This is a genomic window from Algoriphagus persicinus, assembly GCF_035156415.1.
Classification (GTDB): domain Bacteria; phylum Bacteroidota; class Bacteroidia; order Cytophagales; family Cyclobacteriaceae; genus Algoriphagus; species Algoriphagus persicinus.
Genome location: NZ_JAYEEY010000077.1, coordinates 1 through 572 on the forward strand (window position 1 = coordinate 1; position 572 = coordinate 572).

Consider the following 572-nt stretch of genomic DNA (forward strand, 5'->3'; position numbering starts at 1 on the left):
AATACAGCCCTCTATCGTCAGATTGTCCGCACGGTTCCATGCGGCCACCGTTCTGCCATATGTCGTACCTGTAGCAACCAGTTTCAGGTTTCTCAGGATGATATCACTCGCATTGTCAAACCCGATCACATAGTTCATCTCAGAAGTGCTTGCCGCAAAGGTCACCACCACATCTTCCGCAGTTACCGTTGCTGATTCATAGGTCACCGTATTGCTTGCTGATCCTCCAGATAAATCCGGAATCTCTATCTGCTCCGTATAAGTACCTGCAGCTACCTGAAAAGTAACAGCTCCGCCTAGACCGTTCAGTACCATCGCATCCACGCTTTGCTGAAACGTGCTAAAGTTCCTTTCTCCCGTTCCCAATGGATCGATCGTATAAATTCCTGAAAGCGGAACCAGCGCTGCCGCATCATATTCATTCGCGCCGATAGTAGGAGTCGCCTTTCGGGAATCTCCGTTGATGTCCTCCGGAACTTCGGGTAACTGGAAACCTGCATTCGCCAAAGCAGGAGAACTCGCTATCAGATCCGTATCACTCAAATACTGCGGATCAGCATTCAATGAGTTCG

1 pseudogene is annotated in these 572 nt (G+C 49.5%); it reads right to left on the reverse strand.

Features of this window, described 5'->3' with window-relative positions:
- A pseudogene (locus tag U3A58_RS21735) lies at nt 1-572 on the reverse strand (hypothetical protein); the annotation flags it as partial.